This is a genomic window from Halorussus salilacus (genome assembly GCF_024138125.1).
Taxonomy (GTDB): Archaea; Halobacteriota; Halobacteria; order Halobacteriales; family Haladaptataceae; genus Halorussus; species Halorussus salilacus.
Window position 1 is genome coordinate 1,692,450 of sequence record NZ_CP099993.1, and the last position, 21,017, is coordinate 1,713,466.

Below are 21,017 nucleotides of genomic sequence, written 5' to 3' on the forward strand. Positions count from 1 at the left end.
TGCGGTCGGCGCGCGCTGGCGCGGGTCGTGGTTTGACCCGCGCCAAGTCGCGCGAGGGAGGAACGAGTGAGCGAAGCGAACGAGTGAGTCGGGTGGGGAGGGTGTGGTTGCGGTCTCATCGGTGACGTGCGAGCGGGACGCTCCGAAACGACCGTGCAGAACGAAGAACGACCGAATCTCACGCTCGCTATTTTCACCACTCACCCGTGATACGTCGGCGCGGCGGCCTCCACGACCGCGCACGCCAGTTTCTCGAAGTCGGCGACCTCCGGAACCACGTCCACGTCGATGCCCTCCGATTCGGCGGTCTCGCGTGTCGGCGGGCCGATGGCCCCGACCACCGCCTCGTTCAGTCCCGCAATCGCTTCCTCCCGCACCCCGCGTTCGTCGGCCGCCTCAAGGAAGTGCGCCACGGTCAGCGACGACGTAAAGAGGGCGGCGTCGAGGTCGCCGTCGGCCGCGAGCGCGGCCGACTCGCCGGACCCCTCGGGCCTGACCAGCCGGTACAGAATCGTCTCGCGTACGTCCGCGCCCGCGTCGGCGAGCCCCTCGGTGAGGACCGGGCTCCCGTGGTCGCTCCGGGCGACCTCGACGCGTCTCCCCTCGACCTCCGATTCGAGGGCCGCGACGAGTCCCGCGGAGGTGTACTCCTCGGGCACGAGGTCGACCTCGTAGCCGTGCTCGCGCAGGGCGTCGGCGGTGCTCGACCCGATTGCGCAGACGGTCGCGTCGCCGGGGTCCCAGCCCGATTCGGCGGCCAACTCCACGCCCGTCTTGCTCGTCAGCACGACGTACTCGCCCGACTCGGGCGCGTTCCCGGTCGGCCGGACTTCGAGCATCGGGTCGGCGACGGGGTCGGCCCCGAGCGAGTCGAGCAGTTGCTCGGCCTCGGCGAGGCGCTCGTCGTCCGGGCGGAAGACCGCGACCCGAACGTCTCGGCTCATTCGCGCTTGCCCTCCTCCTCGGGCTCGTCGCGCCGGGCGGCCTCGACGAGCTCGGCCGCGCCCCGCTCGCGGAGTTCGGCGGCCAGTTCCTTGGCGGCCGCGACGTGGTTCTCGACCGGCAGGTCGCGGGTCGCCGCTATCTTCTCGGTGCCGTCCTGAGAGAACACCTGCACGTCGACGTGGACGTTCTCGCCCTGAATCAGGGCGTGGACGCCGATGGGCGCGACGCATCCGCCGCCGAGTTCCGCGAGGACGGTCCGCTCGACCGTGGTCTCGACCCGCGTCCGGGGGTGGTCGAGGACGGTGTTGAGGTCTCCGGCGAGGTCGTCGTCGAGGGAGGTCACCGCCAGCGCGCCCTGCCCCGGCGCGGGGACGAACTCCCCGGGCGGGAGTTCGACGTATTCGAGGTGGTGGGCCAGACCGCTGCGTTCGAGTCCGGCCTGCGCGAGGACGATGGCGTCGTACTCGGTCTCGACCTCCCGCTCCATCGCGCGTCGTTCGATTTCGGCGAGGTCGTCGAACCACTCCTCGACGGTCCGGTCGAACTCGCCCTCGTACTCCTTCTTGTGGCCCTTCCGAGCTATCTGTTCGTTCGCTTTCTTCTCCTTCTCGGCCTCGGTGCGCGCCTCGTGCTCGCGCTGGAGCGCGGGCGCGAGGAGTTTCTCGGCGCGCGTGTCGACGTTCCCCCGGAGCGGCTCGACCGTCAGGTCGGGCCGCGAGTTCAGCAACTGGGCCTTCCGGCGGAGGCTCGACGTTCCCACGGTCGCGCCCTCCGGCAGGTCCTCCAGCGCCTTCCCGTCGGGCGTCACCAGCACGTCGTTGGCGCTGGCGCGCTCGGGAATCGCGGCGACGATGAGTTCGTCGGGGTGTTCGGTCGGCATGTCCTTCATCGAGTGGATCGCGCCGTCCAGCTCGCCCGACAGCACCTTCTCGTCGAGGCTCCGGACGAACGCACCGGTCTTGCCGAGCCGATGGATGAGTTCGTCGCGAATCTCGTCGCCGGTCGTCTCGACCTCGACCAGTTCGACCTCGAACCGCCGGTCCTCCAGCGCGGCCTTCACCTCTCCGGCCTGCCGGAGCGCGAGGTCCGACCCCCGCGTGGCGAGCCGGACCTTCGTCCCTCGTGTGGTCATACTCGGGAGTCGGCGTCCGAGGTTGAAACACTTGTCCGTTTTTGCGGGATACGTCTCATTCGGCTCCGTGGTTCTCCTCGTGTAGGCGGGCGTAGCGCCGCCAGTTCTCCGCGAGGCGTTCCTCGGCTTCGAAAACGGACGAGACGTCGACGTCGAAATCCTTCTGATTCGCACCCGCCGAACGATAGTATCTGTCGAAGTGGACCGATCCCGATTCGTGTTCGCTGTCGTCTATCTTCGCAACTTCGACCGATTCCCCATTGCTCTTCTCGTAGAACAAGACGACTGCAAATGACCGGACGACGTCTAAATTTGGGGTAGCGCGAACGCCGAGATAGTACGTTCGCCCGTGATACGTCCCGATGTCGTAGATGTACGTGAAGTCGGACACTGTTGTCACCGAGTTGGGTTTCGCCCGTACCGCGCCGGTCGAGCGGTGGCAGTGGATGACTCGTTATCGCATTTGAACCCTCGCTGACCGAACGTTTATACCGTTGTGGGAAGTACTCAACCATAAGGAAGAAGTCACATGTCTGAATCCATCGACAGAAAACGCGACGAATCCGTTCCAGCGTCCGATTCCGAACGTGTCGAACGTCGAGCGCAGATGGCCCGTGCGCTTGCCCGAGGCGGGATGGACGGCGTTCACGTCCTCAGTCACGAGAGCGCGGAGCGAATCCTCACCGAGAAGCGCCGCGAACTAATCGACGTACTACGCCGCGAGGAGGTCGAATCGGTCCGTGACCTCGCCCGCCGCGTCGAACGCGACAAGGGGCAGGTCAGCCGAGACCTCGGAATCCTTGCGGAACACGGCGTGGTCGATTTCGAGGAGACGGGACGAGCGAAGCGCCCGTATCTCGGGAGCGACCATCTGGTCGTCGAACCGATACACTGACTCCCACCGCCGACCGAATCCTCCCGCACGCCGATTGCCGGACCCGAAAGCCACTTCGCCCGACCCCGTCAATCCCCACGAGTGAAGTGGCGATACCGCAACACAGTCCTCGCGCTCGCCACCCTCGCCTTCTTCGCCACGATGGCCGCCCGGCTCGCCATCAGCCCGGTCGTCCCCGACATCACCGAGTCGTTCGACGTCACGACCGGGACCGTCGGCGTCGCGCTCTCGGGGATGTGGGCGGCCTACGCGCTCGCGCAGTTCCCCAGCGGCGTGCTGGGCGACCGGTACGGTGAGCGGCGGGTCATCCTGACCGCGGTGGGGCTGACGGCGGTCGCCAGCCTCCTGCTCGCGCTCTCGCCGAGCTACGCGACGTTCGCGGTCTTCGCGGTGGCGCTCGGGGCCGGGGCGGGCCTCCACTACAGCGTGGCGACCACGTTCATCTCGAAGCACTTCGAGAACATCGGCCGGGCCATCGGCGTCCACGTCGCGGGCGGCCCGCTCGCCGGACTGCTGGTGCCGGTCGCCGTGGCCGCGGTCGCCGCCCGGTACGGCTGGCGGCCCGCCCTCTCGCTCGGGGCGGTCGTCGCGGTGCCGACGTTCGTCGCGTTCGCGGCCCGGGTCGAACCGACCGAGCCCGTCCGGCCCGACCAGCGCATGCGCGACCGGTTCGCGCTCGGACCGGTCGGAGAACTCCTCTCCCGGCCCGAGATCGCCTACACCACGGTGCTGGCGGTCGCGGGGGCGTTCACCTGGCAGGCGACCGCCTCGTTCCTCCCGACGTTGCTCTCGGAGGGCCGGGGGCTCGACACCACGACCGCGAGCGCGCTGTTCTCGCTGTACTTCGTGGTCCACGGCGCGACCCAGCCAGTGATGGGGTGGCTCTCGGACCGGTTCGACAGGGACGCCGCGGCGTCCCTGTCGATGGGCCTCGGCATCGCTGGCTACGGGACGCTCGCGTGGGGCTCGACCCTCCCGGCGTTCGCCGCGGGCGTCGTCCTCGCGGGGGTGGCGATGAGCTGGGGCGCGCCCCTCCAGTCCAGATTCATCGACAAGCTCTCGGCCGAGGAGCGTGGCGCTGGCTTCGGGCTGGTCCGGACCGTCTACATGCTGTTGGGCGCGACCGGGAGCGTCGTCGTCGGCGTGGTGGCCGACGCCGCCGGGTGGACTCCGGCGTTCGGACTGCTGGCCGCGATCATGGCCGTCGGGTTCGCGGTGCTGGTCGCCAACCGCGCGCTGGGGCTGGGCCTCTGATTACCGCCACGGGAGTCCGGGCACCCCGACGTACTTCCGGCGCTTGCGGAGGTAGTGGACCGCGAACGGGACGCTGGCGACGAACCCCGCGATGATGGGGACGACCGGGCTGAACGAGAGGACGACGGTGACGACGCCGACGACGGCGAAGACGACCGCCCCGATGAGCGCGAGGAGCGCCTGTCGCATCGGTTCGGGTGCCCACTTTCCGCTGGTCCGGTTGACGTAGTTGGCGTCGCGGTAGACCGCAATCGGGAAGTAGACCGTCAGGAAGGCGAACGGAATCCCGAGCGCGACCATCGAGAGTTCGACCACGCGGTCTGCGAACGAGAAGGCGTTGAACTGGGCGGCGAGCGCGAGCCACGCGAGCGCGGCCACCCAGAGGACGAACGCCGCCGGGATGGCTGCCACCCAGTACCAGTGGTGTGAGCCCTTCCTGACGCGCCTGTAACCGGAACTGCTCATGGGGGTGCCTTCGGAGCGCGGGACTAAACGCGTGTCGCAAGAGAGCGAGGAGGCCGACTCCGTCGGCCTCCTCGCTCTCGAACCTACAGCGCCTCCTTGTACGCCTCCAGCGTCTCCTCTACGTCCTCCTCGGTGTGGGCGTAGCTGAGGAACTGCGACTCGTACTGGTTCGCGGTCAGGAACACGCCCTGTTCGCGCATCGCGGGCCAGAAGAGTCGCTCCCAGCGTTCGGTCTCGGCGGCGTCCACGTCGGACTTGTTCTTCGGACAGTAGTCGTAGCGCGGGCACTCGGGGTCCTGGCGACACCCCGCCTCGCACTGGCCCGACAGGTCGCGCGGGCCGTCGCGGGTGAACACGACCTTGAACATGCTGTCGTAGCCGGTGACGGTGTACTCGGGCGCGTGGTCTTCGAGGATGTCGGTCAGCCCCGAGCGGAGTTTCTCGCCGAGGTCGTTGACGTGGTCGTACACGTCGTTCTCGGCGGCGAACCGGAGCATCTCCAGCCCCGCGGTCAGCGAGAGGGGGTGGCCCGAGTAGGTCCCGGCCTGGAACACGTCGCCCACGGGCGTGAACCCCTCCATGATTTCGGCGGGACCGCCGACCGCGCCGACCGGGAAACCCCCGCCGATGACCTTCGCGAAGGTGGTCAGGTCGGGCGTGACGCCGAACTTGCCCTGCGCGCACTGGAGGCCGCCGACTCGGAAGCCGGTCATCACCTCGTCGAAGACGAGGAGCGCGCCGTGGTCGTCGGTCAGCTCGCGGAGGGTTTCGAGATAGCCCTCGACCGGTCCGACCGAGGCGCAGTTGCCCAGAATCGGCTCGACGAGCACGCCCGCGATTTCGTCACCGCGCTCCTCGAACACCTCTCGGACCGCGGCCTCGTCGTTGAACGGGACGGTGATGGTCTCCTCGGCGAACGCCGGGGGGATGCCGTCGGAACTCGGCGACCCCACGCCGCCCGATTTCCCCTCCACGAGCGTCGATTCCTGTGCGCCGTGGTAGCCGCCCTGCATCACGACCAGCTTGTCGCGGCCGGTGTACCCGCGGGCGAGTCGGACCGCGGAGGTGGTCGCCTCGGTCCCGCTGTTGACGAACCGGACCATCTCGACGCTCTGGACGTGGCGCGCGATGAACTCCGCGAGTTCGACCTCGACCTCGGCGGGCGCGCCGTACATCGGGCCGTCCGAGAGCTGGGACTGGATTCGGGACTCGACCTCTTGGGGCAGGTCGTGGCCCAGCAGGAGCGGGCCGTACCCCATCACGTAGTCGACGTACTTGTTGCCGTCGGCGTCGACGACGTGCGCGCCGTCGCCGCGCTCGACGAAGAACGGGTAGGGGCGGGTCGCCCGCACGGGGGAGTTGACGCCGCCGGGGAGGACCGAGAGCGCCCGGTCGTACAGTTCGCGGGAGTTCGCGTCGTGCATATCCTGGACTTTCGGTTCCTGCGTGAAGTGGATTTCTGTCCGCGCGACTGGGTCCCCTCCACGAGAGGACTCGAAGCGCCGCTCACAGCTCCCGCCGGAGGTACGCCCCGAGCGCCCCGCCGAGCGCGCCAGCGCCGACGAGGTAGCTCGCGACGAAGAAGAAGACGACCAGCGCGATGACGACCGAGAACCCGAACAGCGGGTCGGCCCCGATGAGGAAGAACCCGAAGACGAGCCACACCAACAGCACCGCCGGAACGGCCGCGATGGCACCCGAGATGGCACCGATCTTCGCGCCCTCGGCGAAGTCCCCGCGCTGGAGGTAGCCCGCGGCCGCGCCGCCGAAGATGGCGGCGAACGGGAGCAGGGGCGCGGTTATCACGGTCACGACCGCGCCGATGAGGGCGTTCAGTAGGGTGTTCGGGTCGTCGTCGCGCCTCTCGTCGGCGCGGGGCGGGCGTCCCTCGGTACGGGTGGTCGTCGTCTCTCTGTCCATACTACGTCTTTTCGTCGTAGCGACATATATCTGGCTCGCTCAGAATCGAAGTAACCGAGGGTGACGTTGACTCGGAAGTCTCCATCCGATTGCGACGACCCCGACCAACAGAGAATGGCATCTCGAAAGCCCCTTCGCGCTCGCCATTGGAGGGAAAACGTCCGCCGAGGTCTCGTTCGCACCGTCGGAACACGCTCCGACGAGCCTGTCCTCGCTTCGCTCGCACAGACTTCGCTCGCGAGACGGTCGCGCAGACGACCACGGCCTCCGGCCGCGAGCGCGAAGGCCCTCTCAGTCCGACCAACCGCACCGCGGCCGCAGGCCTCGAACCTCCCCAACCTCTTGCGCTTCTCGGCCTCCGGCCTGCGATGCTCGTCCCTCGCGCGATGATGGCGCGGGCCAAACTGCGGCCCGCGCCAGCACGCGCCGGGTGGTTGATCTGGGAGTCGTTTCGCGGCCATCTCCTCGATTCATCACGACGACCCGAAAAAGTCCGGTTCGCTCAGACCGCCTCTGGCCCCCGAACCCCGGTCCGGACCTGACAGGCGTCCTCGACCGGAATCACGAATATCTTCCCGTCTCCCGGTTCGCCGGTGTCGGCGGCCTCGCGGACGGCCTCGACGACCTCGTCGGCCGGAACGTCGGCGACCGCGCACTCGACTTTCACCTTCTGGTGGAGGTCGACGGTGTACTCCTCGCCGCGCCACTGGCCGGTCTTGGCGGGCTGGCTCCCCCGCCCCGAGACGTTCGTGACCGTGAGGCTCGGCGCGCCGATCTGCGCGAGCGCGGTCTTGACCTTCGGGAGGCGGTCGGGCCGCACGACGGCGGTCACGAGCTTGATCTCCCCGCCGTTGGGGAGTTCGCCGCCGTCCGTCCGAATCGCGGTCCCCTCGCCCACCTCGGGGCCGAACTCGGGGTAGGTGTCGACGCCGTGTTCGGCGCTGTCGAGACCGTCGCGCTCGTGGTCGGCGCTGACGCGGGCCTGTCCGACCGCCTTGAACGCGCCGAACACCGCGCCGGTCGCCGCGACGGTCCAGAGGGTGATGACGCCGACGCCGAGGACCTGAACCGCGAACTGGCTCGCGGAGAAGCCCCCGACCGCGAAGAACGGCATCACGACCGCGCCGAGTATCCCCGCCGAGCCGTGGACCGGGAACACCGCGCACACGTCGTCTATCTTGAGGCGCTTCTCGACGAACTCGAAGACGAGGGGCAACTGCGCGCCAGCGAGCAGGCCCGAAATTATGCCGCCGTACCAGACGACGGCGTCGGCGCTGGCGGTCACGCCGACCAGTCCGGCGAGCAGGCCGTTGGCGACGTAGAGGGTGTCGACCTTCCGGGTCTTGTACAGCGAGACCGCGCCCGCGCCGATGGCCCCCGCGGCCATCCCGAGCGTGGTGTTGAGCGCGACCCGGCCGACGTACGCGAAGTCGCCGAGCGCGATGGAACCCTCCTCGACGACGAACACCGTCGCGGCGGTACCGACGTTGAAACCGTACCAGCCGAACGCGAGCACGAGCGTCCCCAGCACCGCGAACGTCAGCGAGTGGCCGGGGATGACGTTGGCCGAGCCGTCGTCGTCGTACCGGTCCAGCCGCGGGCCGATGACGTACGCGGCGGTGAGCCCGGCGACGCCGCCCATCCCGTGGACGATCATGCCGCCAGCGAAGTCGGCGAAGCCGAGTTCGAAGAGGAAGCCCTCTCCCCACGTAAAACCGGTCACGACCGGGTAGACGACCGCCGCGAGCAGGAACGTGTACGAGACGTACGCCCGGAGCTTCGCGCGGCCCGCCACCGCGCCCGAGACGATGGTCGCGGCGGTCATCGCGAACACCGCGCCGAACAGCCAGTCGACCCACGCGTTCGGGTCCGAGCCGTCGAGCGTCCCGAACAGCGCGTACTCGCCGCCCCCGCTGGTGAGTGCGCCGACCGCCGACGAGACTCCCGCGCCGACGAAGAAGAACGCGATCACGCCCACGCTCCACGTCAGCAGGTTCTTCGTGAGCTGATTGGCGACGTTCTTCGACCGGACCTGCCCGGCCTCCAGCATCGCGAACCCCGCGTGCATGAAGAAGATGAGGAAGGTCACCAACAGCACCCACATCGTGTTGACGCCCTCCGCGAGCACCGCGAGTTCCTCGGGCGACTGCATCACGACCGCTCGACCTCCCCTCCGTCCGCGGTCGCGGGAATCTCGACCAGATCGTCTGGACGACTGTTCAGGAAAATCTCGGATTCTTCTGAGTTCGTATTGCGTTTCACGATATACCGTGACGGCAAAGCACTACATAAGGGTAATCGTTGAAATATTCGAAAATTCTGCGTCGGGCGTGGACGCTCGGTCGGTTTACAATCGAATACTACGGATATAAGGTTGTATTCCGTCCAGAAATCGGACGCTCGGCGGGCCGGTTTCCGGACGTTCGTCGACCCTGCTCGCGGTCGCGGTGCGACCGCGAGCAGGTGGCCGTGCGCGCGAGAATCGACCGATTAGAGACGCTCTGCCACGTCCTCCGCGAAGTACGTCAGAATCAGGTCCGCGCCCGCTCGCTTTATCGACACCAGCGACTCCAGCGCGACCGACTCCAAGTCCAGCCACCCCTTCTCGGCGGCGGCGTGGAGCATCGCGTACTCCCCGGAGACGTTGTAGGCCGCGACCGGGTGGTCGAACTCCTCGCGGATGTCGGACACCACGTCCAGATAGGGGAGCGCGGGCTTGACCATCAGCACGTCGGCGCCCTGTTCCACGTCGAGGGCGACTTCCCGTAGGGCCTCGCGTCGGTTCGCGGGGTCCATCTGGTAGTGCCGCCGGTCGCCGAACGCGGGCGCGCCGTCGGCGGCGTCGCGGAAGGGGCCGTAGAACGCCGACTCGTACTTTGCGGCGTAGCTCATGATGGGAACGTCCGAAAAGCCCTCGTCGTCCAGCGCCTCCCGGATCGCGCCCACCGTCCCGTCCATCATCCCGGAGGGCGCGACCATGTCGGCCCCGGCCTCGGCGTGGGAGACCGCTATCTTCCCGAGCAGGTCGAGCGTCTCGTCGTTCTCCACGGTCAGTCGGGCGGCCGACTGGGCGTGGTCCTCCAAGATTCCGCAGTGGCCGTGGCTGGTGTACTCGCAGAGGCACACGTCCGTGATCACGTAGGCGTCTGTCTCGCGCTTGACCCGCCGGGTCGCCTCCTGCACCACCCCGTCGTCGGCCCACGCGCGGGTGCCTCGCTCGTCCTTCGACTCGGGAATCCCGAAGAGCACGACCGACTCGACGCCGGTTTCGAGGACCTCCTCGACGCGGGCGACCGATTCGTCGACCGGCACGCGCTCGTGGCCGGGCATCGACTCGATTTCGACGCGCTCGTCTGCCGTCGCGTCCACGAAGACGGGGGCGATGAGGTCCTCGGGGCACACGTCGGTCTCGCTCACCATCCCGCGGATGCCGTCCCGCCGGAGTCGGCGGGGCCGGTCGGTGATGTCCATGTCCGACACTTGCGGGCGGGGTCCCAAAACCGCGTCGCTCGTCTCCGCGGCGGGTCACGGCCTGCTCCATCGCGGGCCGCGAGTCGCTCCGTCCCGGGTCACAACGCATTTAATCCGCCCCGCTGATGTGGTACTCGATGGAGGCCCTTTCGCTCGTTTCGCTCCCCGAGGTGCCGCTCGCTTCCGGACTCGTCCTGTTGCTCGCTGGCGTCCTGCTGTCGAACGCGGCCGGGACCAGAGCCCGCCAGTTCGTCTCCGAGAACGGCGTGCTGTTGCTCACGGTCGGCATCGTGGCGCTCGCGGTCGTCGGTATCGGCCTGTTCTTCATCGGCAACGAGCGACTCGCGCGCCAGTGGCTCGACCAGTACGGCCTGCTCGCGCTGTTCTGCATCCTCGTGCTGGAGGGGGCGATGCTCCTCTACTTCGCACCGAGCGAGAGCCTCGTCCCGCTCGGGGTGACCCTGCTCGCGGAGGGTCCCGGCGACCTCGACAACATCGCGGGAGTCATCCTCGTCGCGGTGGTCGGCGCGACCATCGGCCAGTACGCCCTCTTCCTGCTCGCCAAGCGCGGCGGCCGGGAGTACCTCCTCGGCAAGCGGTGGTTCCGAATCGACGAGGACCAGCTCGACCGCTTCGACGGGTGGTTCCAGAAGTGGGGCCGAATCGTCGTCCCGGTGAGCAACGCCCTCCTCTTCACTCGGGGCATGCTGACCGTCCCGGCCGGGTTCGCGGAGATGCGCGACTGGGAGTTCGTCGTTCTCTCGGCGCTGGGCACGCTGATATTCCAGTCGTGGCTCGCGGCAGCCGCGCTGTACGCGGTCGAACTCGGCTTCCTCGGATTCCTCTGAACCGAGGACCTCTCCGAACCCCGAGGCGTCAGACCTAACACGTTGGGGACCGTAGGCCCATCTGCGCTCGCGTGCCCACTTCATCGCGTGCCATGCCATGAACTTCACGCGAGCGCACTTCCGCGCGCCGGGACGCGCGGTCGTTTTTGCATACTCGACTCGCCGTACCAAGGTTCAAATACGAAAACGGCCAACGGTTTGATATCATGAGTTCCTCGGTAGAGCTATCCGACCGGGCGAAACGCCGATTGGAGCAGTTGCAGGCCAAAATCGAGGTCGCGACCGACCGCGAGGTGAGCCAACGCGAGGTCCTCGACCGAATCGTCAGCAGAGGGTACGAGTCGAAGAGGGCGGTCGTCGCTTCGTTCCGGGACGAGGCCGGGACGCGCTCGGACGACGACTGGGAGGGCCTCTCGGAGGACGAGATAGACGCGTTCCTCTCGGAAACGTTCGCCTCCGGGGCGGAAACCGACGAAGACGATATCGACAAAATACTCTACGGAGAATGAGTCTGTTCATCGATACGGGCGTCTTCTACGCCCAGTCCGACCGCGATGCACACCGACACCCGACCGCGAACGAAGCTCTCGAATCCGTTCTGTCGAGCGAATACGGCCGATTGTACACGAGCGATTACGTCTTCGCCGAGACGGTGACGCTCACGAGAAAGCGTACCGGACGTTTCGAGTACGCCAATCGAATCGGTGACCGCATTCTCGGAAAGGGGGACTTCCCCCACGTTATCGAAACGATAACCACCTCCGAGGAACTGTTTCAGCGCTCCATAGAGACGTTCGAACGCTACGACGACCACGACCTGAGCTTCACCGACGCCTCGACCGTCGCGCTCGTTCGGAGTCTCGACATCGACGCCGTTCTCGCGTTCGACGACGACTTCGACGGGCTCGTCTCGCGTCTCGACCCGAGAGAAGTCGCGTCCTAGTCGGCCGCGACCTCGGCGCGCTCGGTCGCACCGATGGCCTCGACCAGCAGTTCCGAGACGTCGACGATTTCGATGTCGTCCTCGTAGTCGCCGGTCTTGCGGCCGTCCTCGTACATCGTCATGCACATCGGGCACGCGACGACGAACTTCTCGACGGCCCCGCCAGCCTCGGTGTCTTCGAGGGCCTCGCGGAGGCGCTCCTCGCTGGGCTTGGGGTCCTCCTCGAAGTCCATCCAGAGGCCGCCCCCGCCGCCGCCACAGCAGAAGCTGTCCTCGCGGTTGCGGGGCATCTCGGCGAGGTCGCAGCCGGTCCCGGCCACGATTTCGCGCGGGGCCTCGAACTCGCCGTTGTACCGCCCGAGGTGACACGGGTCGTGGTAGGTGACGGTGTAGTCGAGTTCGGTGCCCGAGAGGCCGAGCGCGCCGTCGCGGAACAGGTCCTCGACGACCTGCGTGTAGTGGAACACGTCCTCGGCGGTCCACGCGCACTCCTCGAACTCGGGGTACTCGTTCTGGAAGGTGTTGTAGCTGTGGGGGTCGGTGCAGACGATCTTGTCGTACTCGCAGTCCTGTATCGCGGCGGCGTTGTCCTCGACGAGCATCTCGTAGAGGCCCTCCTCGCCGACCCGGCGCACGTCGTTGCCCGCGGTCTGTTCGTCGTCGTAGAGGATTCCGTAGCTGACGCCCGCCTCCTCGAAGATGGTCGCCAGCGACCGCGCTATCTTGCGGTTTCGCTCGTCGTAGCTCGGGTAGTCGCCGACGTACCAGAGGTACTCGACGGGTTCGTCGCGGGCGTCGGGCACCTCGAAGTCGAGGTCGTCGACCCAGTCGGGGCGCTTGCGGTCGGGTTCGCCGAACGTGTTGCCGTTCTGGAACACGTTCATCATCGCGTCCTGGACGTTGGCGTCCATCTGGCCCGACTCGGTGAGCCGTCGGTTCATCTGGGTGAACTGCTCGACGTGCTCGATTTCGACGGGGCAGGCGTCCATGCACGCCATGCAGGACATGCACGACTCCATCGTCTCCGCGGCGATGACCGAGTCGCCCCCGTCGGCGACGATGGGCTTCTCCTCGGTCCGGCCCGCGTCCAAGTCCTCGCGGTACTGCTTGAGGTCGAGAATCACGTCGCGGGGGTCGAGCGGCCGGTCGGAGGCCTTCGCGGGGCAGACCGACGAACACCGGCCGCACTTGGTGCAGGCGTCGTGGTCGAGCAGTTCCTTCCACGAGAAGTCCTCGATGGAGCCGTGGCCGATCTCCTCGGGCCCGGCGTCGTCGGGGACGCCCGGCAGGCGCTTGCCCGCCATCTCGTCGCGTGTGACGACGTTGGCGAACGACGAGATCATGTGGAACGGCTTGGCGTACGGCACCGCGGCGACGAACGCCAGCGCGAGCAGGGCGTGGGACCACCACACCGCGGGGTACGCGGCGGTCGCCATCTCGGGGGTGACGCCCGCGACCTGCAACACGTCGTAGACGAACCACCCGACGAAGCTCACGGTCTCGAACGAGACGTCGCGGGTCGCGCTCGTGCCCAGAATGCGGACGCCCTCGGTGAGGTAGCCCCCGACCCCGAGCAGGAACAGCGTCCAGACGAACAGGTCGTCCTCGGTGGAGGTGTGCTTGCCCCAGAGCCGAGCGTTCCGGACCCAGTAGCGCCGGTAGATTGCCATCCCGACGCCGACCACGAACAGCAGGCCCATCGCGTCCATCACCAGCGAGTACGAGAGGTAGAAGTCGCCGACGAAAAAGGAATCCCGACCGAGTCCCTTCGTCCAGATGTCCATGTCGATGGCGAGGATGGTGGTGCCGATGAACAGGGTCAGAAAGCCCCAGAGGATGAACGCGTGCATCACGCCAGCGTAGAGGTCCCGGTCGAACTGCTTCTCGTTGGTGAACACGATCTTCGCCGCGGAGAGGACCCGGCCCGGCAGGTCGTCGAGTCGGTCGAACCACGACTCGGTCCCCCGCGAGTAGGTCGCGAACCGGTCGTAGACGCCGTACAGGAAGATGGCTATCGCCACCGCCGAGAGGTAGTAGAAGAGGGCTTCCCCGAGGTGCCCGATCTGCCAGAACGTCGGACGGGTCACCTCGTCACCCGCCTGCGCCAGCGCGAATGTTGCCATATCTTACAGGCGGGACACGACGCGCATAAGTTTTACCGACTCGCACGGCTCCATCCGCCGAAAACGCACAAAGAGTTTATCGTTCAAACGAGCGCCCACGCCACCAGTCCCGCGCTCGCCGCCATCACCGGCGCGTCGGCGCGAGAGAACGACAGGCGGGGAAGCGTGGGGTTCCACGCGAAACACCGCGCCCGGAGCGCGAGCGCGAACCGGTCGGCCCGGGCGAGCGCCCGGGCCAGACCCGCGACGCCGACCAGTCGCATCCGCGCGACGAGCGACCGCTGGTCGCCGAGTCGCGCGGCCGAGGCGTCCCGAATCCGGCCGAGGTCGGCCCGCAGGACCGGCAGGAACCGGAAGACGAACCCCACGCCGGTCCCGAGCAGTCGGCCGGTCTTCCCCGGCACGAGGCGCTGAATCGCGGCCCGCGAGTCCCGTACCGGGGTCGTTCGGAGGTAGGCCGCGCTCACGAGCAGGACGAGGACGACCCGATAGCTCGCGAGCGCGACCTCGACGCCCTCCTCGGGTCGAATCCACGGCGGGCCGAGGGTCGCGGCCGCCACCACCGGCCCCGCGAGGAGGAAGGGGAACACGTACCGGTAGGCCGCGAGCGCGTTCCCGAGCGACACGCCCGACGCCCGGAGCGCGACGGCGACGACCCCGGTCAGCGCGAGCAGTCCCCGGGGGTCGGTGTGGGCGAACGCCGCGACCGCGAACCCGGCCTGAAACGCCAGCTTGCTCCGGGGGTCGAGTCGATGGGCGAACGACTCGCCCGGTCGGTACGAGAACGTCACGGCGCGCGCACTCCGAGGTCGCCGAGTCGCTCGCGGGCGCTCGCTGGCGGGGCGTCGACCGCGACTCGCCCGTCCCGGAGCGCGACCACGCGGTCGGCGAGGTCCCACACGTCTCGGAGGTCGTGGGTGACGACCACGACGCCCGTCCCCGCCTCGCGTAGCGCGCGGAGTCGCCCGACCACCGACTCGCGCGCCGGGGCGTCGAGCCCGGTGAAGGGTTCGTCCAGCACGAGGTGGTCGGGCTCCATCGCGAGCGCCCCGGCGATGGCGACGCGCTCGCGCTCGCCGCCCGAGAGCTCGTCGATGCGGTCGTCGCCCCGCCCCGTCATGTCGACGGCCGCCAGCGACTCCTCGACCCGGCGGTCGATCTCGTCGCGGGCGAGACCGAGGTTCTCCGGGCCGAAGGCCACGTCGGCCCCGACCGTCGCGGAGACGAAGGCGTCGCGGGGCTGTTGGAACACCATTCCCACGCGCGTCCGGGCGGCCACGAGGTCCTCCGCGACGGGGGTGCCGTCGACCAGCACCTCGCCCGAATCGGGTTCGAGCAGGCCGTTGAAGTGTCGGACCAGCGTCGACTTGCCGCTCCCGTTGGGTCCGGCCACCACGACGAACTCCCCGTCCGGAATCGAGAGGCTCACGCCGTCGACCGCGGCCGGACCCGCCTCGTCGCCGTACCGGTGGACCAGATTCCGGGTCTCTATCATCCGGTCACTCCGCGGCTATCTGGTCGCTCCGGACGACCCCGACCGCGGCCGCGATCTTGAACGCCTCGGCGGGGATGAACGCCAGCGCGCCCGCGACGAACGCCTCCTGCAGACTGAGTCCGAGGACGAGCGCCATCCCGACCACGCCGAAGGCGTAGATGACGGCCGTGCCCGCGACCATCGCGCCGACCAGTCGCGCGAGGTGTCGCTCCGCCGGGTCGCGGAGGGTGAGACCGCCGTGGGCTATCGCGCCGACCACGAACGCCGCGACGGGGTACGACCAGAGGTAGCCCGCGCTCTCGCCGACCAGCGACCCAAGCCCGCTCGCACCGCCCGCGAACACGGGCGCGCCGACCGCGCCCGTCGCGAGGTACAGCACCATCGAGACGCCGCCCCAGACGGGCCCGAGCAGGAGTCCCGCCAGAAAGACTCCGAGTACCTGCAGACTGATGGGCGCGGGCGAGGCGGGATTCGGGAACGTTACGTACGCGAACGCGCCCGTGAGCGCCGCGAGCAGGGCCGCCCGCGCCACGTTCTCGACCGCTTCGTCGCCGACCAACTCGACCGATGCAGTGTCGGTGCTCATGGTTCCCCGTGGCTCGTCAACCGGAATGAAAACTTCGGTTGACGACGCTCGCGCTCGGTCCCCGCCGACCGCCCCCGGACCCGGTTTCGGACCGCCGCCGACAGGTTTTTAACCCGCGGTCACGTCGCGCCAAAATCATAGGACATGGACGAGAAGACCGAAGAACTCCGGGACATCTTCATGGATGTCACCGACGAATCCACCGTCACCGAACGACAGGAGGAGACCCACGGTTCGCTGAGTTCGGAGACGGAGGTCGAGGAGCGTCTCGAAGCCGTCGTCGCCGAGATGCGCGAGCGCTACGACTTCGCGACGACCCTCTCCGACGAGGAACTCGTCACCGTGGTCCGGGGCTACTACGCGGGCGACTCCGACGCCGAGATCGCCCGCGAACTCGGCGACGCCTCCCTCGGGAAGACGGTCTCGCGCGCCCGCATCGACCTCCACCTCATCCGGGAGAGCGACACCGACGCGCCGTTCGACCTCGACGCCCTGCGGGACCTGCTCGACGACGGGGCGTCGACGACCGACGCCGCAGACGCCCTCGACGTGAGCGAATCGACCGTCCGGCGCTACCGGCGAATCATCGAGACCCGACAGGAGAAACAGACCGCGAACGACCGCTTCACCGACGAGTTCGAGAACGTCCTCCGGGACCGCGAACTCTCCGACCGGATGACCGATGACATCCAGAAGGACGGCCTCGACGACGCCACCGAGGGGATGGAAACGAACGTTTCCTTCTAAACGACCTTTTTTCTTCGTCGGGTGCGCGCAGAGCAGACCGCGGAGCGGTCTGCTCTGCTGGCGCACCCTCTCTGCTCGCGGCTTCGCCGCTCGCACGGGCCGAGGGACCGTGTCCCTCGCGGCTCGAAAAAATCTGGACCAAAAAAGGCCTGCGTGTGACCTCGAACTCGGCGGCGTCACCGACGCCGCCGAGTTCGGGCCACACGCAGGAACGGTGACTCGTGCGCGCGCCTGCGGCGCGCTGCGTCGTGGATGTCGGGGCCGGTGCGCTACTTCGTAGAATGGTCGCACTGGCGCGAACTGAATGGTCGGTTGGCCGTCCTGCGATATCCCGTAGTGCGCTCGGGCGCTCGCTGTCGAATCCCCTGCTGAAATCGCTTCGCCGTGCGAGGGTTCAAATACGAGGACGGGCCCAACTCCCGGCGTGTCGAAGATTCCGTTCAGCGAGCTCTCGACCGCGGCCTACTGCCCCCGGAAGCTCTACTACCAGCGCCGCGGCGAGGTCGAGGTCCCCGACGAGGTCGCGGCCCGGCGCGACCTCGCGTTCGCGTACGACGACCTGCTCGGGGCCGCCGATTCGGACCTGCGCGCGGCTCCGATTTCGGTCCCGCCGGGGGAGTTCCGCGCGAACCTCGACCGCGCGCGGTCGAGGTTCGCCGACGAGTGGGACGCGATTCGGGACCCGACCGACCGCGACCGACTCGTCGAGGGCCGGGAGTGTCGCGGCGTCGTCCACAAGGTGGTGGCCCTCGACGCGCCAACGCCCTCGATGGTCTTCACCGGCGCTCCGCCCGAGCAGGGCGTCTGGGAGCCCCAGACCGTTCGGACGGTCGCCGCGGCGAAGGCCCTCTCGTGGGAGCACGAGGAGGCGGTCGAGCGCGCCTTCGTGGAGTACCCCGCACACGGAACCGTGCGGGAGGTCGAACTCACGACCCGCCGGAAGGCGGCCTATCGGACCGCCGTCGAGGCGGTCCGGTCGCTCGACGGGCCCCCGCCCAGACTTCGAAACGACGCAAAGTGCGAGTCCTGCGAGTACCGCGCGGAGTGCGGCGTGAAGACGCGGTCGCTCCGGTCGCTACTGGGGTTGTGAGTCGTCGGTCTCGTCAGCGAGCCAGTCTGCCACCGCGTCGGCGTTCGACCCCCGGCGATGAATCTCACCGGTCTCGACGTTCACGACCGTGCTTCCGGTTCCGCCGGTCCCCTGACCGGTCTCGCCCCCGTCGAGGACGACCGCCGCGGCGTCCCGTATCTCGGGGTCGAGGTCGGCGGTGGCGGTCGCGCTCGGGCGACCGCTGACGTTCGCGCTCGTGCTCGTTATCGGCGCGACCTCCCGGAGGAGCACCAGCGCGACTTCGTTGTCGGGCACGCGGACTCCGACGCGGTCGCGCCCGCCGGTCAGCGCGTCGGGGACCTCGTCGGTCTTCGCACAGAGGACCGTCACGGGCCCCGGGAGGAACTCGCGCATGAACCGCTCCTCGCGGTCGGTCGCCCGGACGAGTTCGAGCGCGGCGTCCACGTCGGGAACCGCGAGCGAGACGGGCTTGTCTCGCGCGCGCCGCTTGGCGTCGAAGACGCGCTTGACCGCGTCCTCGCTCAGGGCGTCGGCAGCGAGACCGTACACCGTCTCGGTCGGGTAGACCACGAGGTCGCCGTTTCGGATGGCGGTCGCCGCGCGTCGGATGTCCTCGTCGTCGGTCATCGGCCGGGAGTTGGCGGTCGCCGGAAAAATGCTCGTCGGTCGCTACCGCCGCGGGAAACCGCTCGCCAGGGGGACTACGCCCCGTTCTCGATGGCGTCCTCCACCTCGTCGTAGTCCGGGAAGTCGGGCCACTCCTCGGCGACCCACGCGTACTCGACGGTCCGGTCGGTATCGAGCAGGAAGACCGCGGGTCGGGGTTCGGTCACGCCAGCCATCCCGTCGAGGTCGTGGACGACGCCGTACTCCTCGGCCACGCCGTTCTGGGGGTCCGAGAAGAGCCGGTAGTCCATCCCGCGCTCCTCGATAAGTCGCTTGTGGGCGTAGGGGTCCGAAATGGAGACGCCGACGACCGTGAGGTCGTCGCTCCCCCACTCGCGGTCCCGAATCTCGTTCCAGACGTAGGTCGCGGGGAACGCCCCGTTCATCGGGAAGAACACCAGCAGGACACGCCCGTCGTCGGTGAGGTCCGAGAGGCTGGCGTCCTCCCAGTACTCGCCGCTGACCAGCGGCCGGGTGAAGTCGGGCGCGGTGTCTCCCTCCGCGACGTGGTCGGTCTCGGGCAGTTCGACGACCTCGAAGTCTACCATCAGTCGTCACCTCTGTCCCCGCCCGCCCGTCGCTCGCCGCCGTCGGCTCGCACCCCGTCGCCGTACGTCCGGTCGAGGTACGCCACGATGTTTCCGCTCTCGCTCATCGTGACGCCCGTGTTCTCGTCGACGATGGCCGGGACGCTCCGCTTGCCGCTGATTCGCTTGACGACGTCGCGGTCGCTGTGCATCGGCTCGACGAACCGCGAGCGGTAGTCGATGTCGTACTCGTCGAGCTTGCGAACGACTCGCTCGCAGTACGGACACGCCTGTAGCCGATAGAGTGTGATCGACGGCTCGTCGGTCGTCTGACTCATGTTCACGCGTTGGTTCGAAGCGGCCGTAAGGTCTTCGCTCGCGGCAGGTCCACGTCCTGCCGAGGGGAAAAGAATAAAGAGTTAATCCCGCTGACCCTCAAGATGGGTTGTTGAATGGTGCTCTCGATGCTCGCTGTCGTGCTCGCGCAGGCGGCCCCGGTCGCCGAAGTCCTCGGTATCGCCCTCTCGCGGAGTGCTATCACCTGGCTCGGTGTCGTGGCCATCGTGGTTCTGATCGGACTCTCGGCGTTCTTCTCCTCGTCGGAGATCGCGATGTTCTCGCTCGCGAAGCATCGCGTCGACGCGCTCGTCGAGGACGGCGTTCCCGGAGCCGACACCGTCGCCGCGCTCAAGAGCGACCCCCACCGACTGCTGGTCACGATTCTGGTCGGTAACAACATCGTCAACATCGCGATGTCCTCCATCGCGACCGGGGTCCTCGCGCTCCACCTCACGCAGGGACAGGCCGTCGCGGTCGCCACCTTCGGTATCACCGCGCTCGTCCTCCTGTTCGGCGAGAGCGCGCCCAAGTCCTACGCGGTCGAGAACACCGAGTCGTGGTCGCTGCGCATCGCCAGACCGCTGAAGCTCTCGGAGTACGCCCTGCTTCCGCTGGTGGTCACGTTCGACTACCTGACCCGGCTGGTCAACAAGGTCACCGGCGGCCGGTCGGCCATCGAGACCTCCTACGTCACCCGCGACGAGATTCAGGACATGATAGAGACGGGCGAGCGCGAGGGCGTCATCGAGGAGGACGAGCGCGAGATGCTCCAGCGAATCTTCCGGTTCAACAACACCATCGCCAAGGAGGTGATGACCCCTCGGCTCGACATGACCGCGGTCCCGAAGACCGCGACCCTCGAAGAGGCCATCGAGACGCTGGTCCACAGCGGTCACGAGCGCGTCCCCGTCTACGAGGGCAGTCTCGACAACGTCATCGGCATCATCCACATCCGCGACCTCGTCCGCGAGAACACCTACGGCGAGAGCGCCGAGGTCGAACTCGACGACGTCATCCAGCCGACCCTCCACGTCCCCGAGAGCAAGAACGTCGACGAACTCCTGACCGAGATGCGCGAGAACCGGATGCAGATGGTCATCGTCATCGACGAGTTCGGCACCACCGAGGGCCTCATCACCATGGAGGACATGGTCGAGGAGATCGTCGGCGACATCCTCGAAGGCGAGGAGGAAGAACCTATCGAGTTCGTCGACGACGACACCATCATCGTGCAGGGCGAACTCAACATCGACGAGGTCAACGAGGCCCTCGACATCGAACTCCCCGAGGGCGAGGAGTTCGAGACCATCGCGGGGTTCATCTTCAACCGCGCGGGCCGCCTCGTCGAGGAGGGCGAGTCCATCACCTACGACGGCGTGCGCCTCGACGTCGAACAGGTCGAGAACACCCGAATCATGAAGGCCCGCGTCTCGAAGCTCGACGAGGCCGAGCGCTCCGAGGCCGAGAGCGAGACCGAGGGCGACGGACCCGAGCTAGAAGAGGGCGTCGAGACAGAGGGCTGACTACGTGTTTTCGGTATCCGTCTTGGATTCCAGTCGCTTCCGGACGAACTTCACGAACCACCTCGG

The 21,017-nt window shown here is 67.9% G+C and carries 23 protein-coding genes; 8 read left to right on the plus strand and 15 right to left on the minus strand.

Going from position 1 to position 21,017, the window contains the following annotated elements; translation table 11 throughout:
* Positions 1–200: 200 nt before the first annotated feature.
* From NGM10_RS08695 to NGM10_RS08705, 3 genes are read right to left on the minus strand one after another with little or no spacing between them, the layout of a single operon-like run.
* Entirely contained in the window at positions 201–944 is a 744-nt protein-coding gene (locus NGM10_RS08695) for a uroporphyrinogen-III synthase (protein WP_253477290.1), read from the minus strand.
* Positions 941–2,077 carry a hydroxymethylbilane synthase gene (gene hemC / locus NGM10_RS08700; protein ID WP_253477292.1) on the minus strand — a complete coding sequence of 379 codons (1,137 nt, stop codon included), beginning with the start codon at positions 2,075–2,077 and terminating at the stop codon, positions 941–943. The genes NGM10_RS08695 and hemC overlap by 4 nt, the downstream gene beginning before the upstream one ends.
* A 55-nt stretch (positions 2,078–2,132) precedes the next feature.
* Entirely contained in the window at positions 2,133–2,468 is a 336-nt protein-coding gene (locus NGM10_RS08705) for a DUF7718 family protein (RefSeq protein WP_253477294.1), read from the minus strand.
* Between the two features lie 216 nt (positions 2,469–2,684).
* On the opposite strand from NGM10_RS08705, the gene NGM10_RS08710 reads away from it, so the two are divergent.
* Together NGM10_RS08710 and NGM10_RS08715 are read left to right on the plus strand one after the other, a co-directional pair.
* Positions 2,685–2,972 carry an HVO_A0114 family putative DNA-binding protein gene (locus NGM10_RS08710; protein ID WP_253477296.1) on the plus strand — a complete coding sequence of 96 codons (288 nt, stop codon included), beginning with the start codon at positions 2,685–2,687 and terminating at the stop codon, positions 2,970–2,972.
* 81 nt (positions 2,973–3,053) lie between these two features.
* Positions 3,054–4,226, plus strand: a complete 1,173-nt coding sequence (locus NGM10_RS08715) for an MFS transporter (RefSeq protein WP_253477298.1) — start codon at positions 3,054–3,056, stop codon at positions 4,224–4,226.
* Here the strand turns inward: NGM10_RS08715 and NGM10_RS08720 are convergent, their stop codons facing one another.
* The 5 genes from NGM10_RS08720 to hemB all read right to left on the minus strand — a co-directional run bounded on the left by NGM10_RS08720 (position 4,227) and on the right by hemB (position 10,082).
* Positions 4,227–4,691: a hypothetical protein gene (locus NGM10_RS08720; protein ID WP_253477300.1), complete on the minus strand. Its 465-nt coding sequence runs from the start codon at positions 4,689–4,691 to the stop codon at positions 4,227–4,229.
* Between the two features lie 83 nt (positions 4,692–4,774).
* Positions 4,775–6,115 (minus strand): glutamate-1-semialdehyde 2,1-aminomutase, encoded by a 1,341-nt coding sequence (hemL, locus tag NGM10_RS08725; RefSeq protein WP_253477303.1) that lies wholly within the window; start codon positions 6,113–6,115, stop codon positions 4,775–4,777.
* Positions 6,116–6,197: 82 nt separating this feature from the next.
* Complete coding sequence (locus tag NGM10_RS08730) at positions 6,198–6,611, minus strand: DUF5518 domain-containing protein (RefSeq protein ID WP_253477306.1); 414 nt, start codon at positions 6,609–6,611, stop codon at positions 6,198–6,200.
* Between the two features lie 502 nt (positions 6,612–7,113).
* Entirely contained in the window at positions 7,114–8,763 is a 1,650-nt protein-coding gene (locus NGM10_RS08735; protein ID WP_253477309.1) for an ammonium transporter, read from the minus strand.
* Between the two features lie 338 nt (positions 8,764–9,101).
* Entirely contained in the window at positions 9,102–10,082 is a 981-nt protein-coding gene (hemB, locus tag NGM10_RS08740; RefSeq protein WP_253477312.1) for a porphobilinogen synthase, read from the minus strand.
* A 311-nt stretch (positions 10,083–10,393) separates the two neighbouring features.
* Here hemB and NGM10_RS08745 point away from each other — a divergent pair, with 311 nt between their 5' ends.
* From NGM10_RS08745 to NGM10_RS08755, 3 genes are all read left to right on the plus strand, one after another.
* Positions 10,394–10,930, plus strand: a complete 537-nt coding sequence (locus tag NGM10_RS08745; RefSeq protein ID WP_253483814.1) for a DedA family protein — start codon at positions 10,394–10,396, stop codon at positions 10,928–10,930.
* A gap of 206 nt (positions 10,931–11,136) precedes the next feature.
* Entirely contained in the window at positions 11,137–11,439 is a 303-nt protein-coding gene (locus NGM10_RS08750) for a hypothetical protein (protein ID WP_253477315.1), read from the plus strand.
* Positions 11,436–11,873 (plus strand): type II toxin-antitoxin system VapC family toxin, encoded by a 438-nt coding sequence (locus tag NGM10_RS08755; RefSeq protein WP_253477350.1) that lies wholly within the window; start codon positions 11,436–11,438, stop codon positions 11,871–11,873. The genes NGM10_RS08750 and NGM10_RS08755 overlap by 4 nt, the downstream gene beginning before the upstream one ends.
* Here NGM10_RS08755 and NGM10_RS08760 read toward each other — a convergent pair.
* From NGM10_RS08760 to NGM10_RS08775, 4 genes are all read right to left on the minus strand, one after another.
* The gene (locus NGM10_RS08760) at positions 11,870–13,996 is read right to left on the minus strand and encodes a (Fe-S)-binding protein (RefSeq protein ID WP_253477353.1); all 2,127 of its coding nucleotides are present in this window, start codon (positions 13,994–13,996) and stop codon (positions 11,870–11,872) included. The genes NGM10_RS08755 and NGM10_RS08760 overlap by 4 nt on opposite strands.
* 83 nt (positions 13,997–14,079) lie before the next feature.
* Positions 14,080–14,787, minus strand: a complete 708-nt coding sequence (locus NGM10_RS08765; RefSeq protein WP_253477356.1) for an energy-coupling factor transporter transmembrane component T family protein — start codon at positions 14,785–14,787, stop codon at positions 14,080–14,082.
* Positions 14,784–15,491 (minus strand): energy-coupling factor ABC transporter ATP-binding protein, encoded by a 708-nt coding sequence (locus tag NGM10_RS08770; RefSeq protein ID WP_253477359.1) that lies wholly within the window; start codon positions 15,489–15,491, stop codon positions 14,784–14,786. The genes NGM10_RS08765 and NGM10_RS08770 overlap by 4 nt, the downstream gene beginning before the upstream one ends.
* A 4-nt stretch (positions 15,492–15,495) precedes the next feature.
* Complete coding sequence (locus NGM10_RS08775) at positions 15,496–16,077, minus strand: biotin transporter BioY (RefSeq protein ID WP_253477362.1); 582 nt, start codon at positions 16,075–16,077, stop codon at positions 15,496–15,498.
* A gap of 144 nt (positions 16,078–16,221) precedes the next feature.
* On the opposite strand from NGM10_RS08775, the gene NGM10_RS08780 reads away from it, so the two are divergent.
* Complete coding sequence (locus NGM10_RS08780) at positions 16,222–16,824, plus strand: helix-turn-helix domain-containing protein (protein ID WP_253477365.1); 603 nt, start codon at positions 16,222–16,224, stop codon at positions 16,822–16,824.
* Positions 16,825–17,248: 424 nt separating this feature from the next.
* Positions 17,249–17,914 carry a CRISPR-associated protein Cas4 gene (locus NGM10_RS08785; RefSeq protein WP_253477367.1) on the plus strand — a complete coding sequence of 222 codons (666 nt, stop codon included), beginning with the start codon at positions 17,249–17,251 and terminating at the stop codon, positions 17,912–17,914.
* Here the strand turns inward: NGM10_RS08785 and NGM10_RS08790 are convergent.
* From NGM10_RS08790 to NGM10_RS08800, 3 genes are all read right to left on the minus strand, one after another.
* Positions 17,900–18,523 carry an L-threonylcarbamoyladenylate synthase gene (locus NGM10_RS08790; protein WP_253477370.1) on the minus strand — a complete coding sequence of 208 codons (624 nt, stop codon included), beginning with the start codon at positions 18,521–18,523 and terminating at the stop codon, positions 17,900–17,902. The genes NGM10_RS08785 and NGM10_RS08790 overlap by 15 nt on opposite strands.
* Before the next feature lie 74 nt (positions 18,524–18,597).
* The gene (locus NGM10_RS08795; RefSeq protein ID WP_253477373.1) at positions 18,598–19,110 is read right to left on the minus strand and encodes a redoxin domain-containing protein; all 513 of its coding nucleotides are present in this window, start codon (positions 19,108–19,110) and stop codon (positions 18,598–18,600) included.
* The gene (locus NGM10_RS08800; RefSeq protein WP_253477376.1) at positions 19,110–19,427 is read right to left on the minus strand and encodes a glutathione S-transferase N-terminal domain-containing protein; all 318 of its coding nucleotides are present in this window, start codon (positions 19,425–19,427) and stop codon (positions 19,110–19,112) included. The genes NGM10_RS08795 and NGM10_RS08800 overlap by 1 nt, the downstream gene beginning before the upstream one ends.
* A gap of 114 nt (positions 19,428–19,541) precedes the next feature.
* Between NGM10_RS08800 and NGM10_RS08805 the strand changes: the two genes are divergently transcribed.
* The gene (locus tag NGM10_RS08805) at positions 19,542–20,951 is read left to right on the plus strand and encodes a hemolysin family protein (RefSeq protein ID WP_253477380.1); all 1,410 of its coding nucleotides are present in this window, start codon (positions 19,542–19,544) and stop codon (positions 20,949–20,951) included.
* Positions 20,952–21,017: the final 66 nt, after the last annotated feature.